At 58.6% G+C, this 203-nt stretch carries 1 pseudogene; it reads right to left on the bottom strand.

The features are described 5' to 3' along the window. Positions 1-203, bottom strand: a pseudogene (locus tag B2T33_RS09040) (hypothetical protein); the annotation flags it as partial.

Raw genomic sequence — 203 nt, 5'->3', positions numbered from 1 at the left:
GCAGAAATCAGGGAAAAATCATCAATCGCATGCGGGGTCGATTGCTGCGCATCGGCAAGCCTGGCTTCACGCAACTGATCCTCGGCCCGCTTGAAAAGGTACTCTGCGCGCGTGCTGCTTTCGGTCAGCGGCAGACAAAACTCGGCCGCCAGTCGTGCCATCAAGGCCATATCAAACCAGGCCGGAAAGCTGCCCTCGGGCAA

Origin of the sequence: Thalassospira sp. UBA4513, assembly GCF_002388495.1 — a bacterium.
GTDB lineage: Bacteria > Pseudomonadota > Alphaproteobacteria > Rhodospirillales > Thalassospiraceae > Thalassospira > Thalassospira tepidiphila.
Note: the sequence above shows the minus strand (reverse complement) of the source record. Positions and strands in the feature narration are given on the sequence as shown.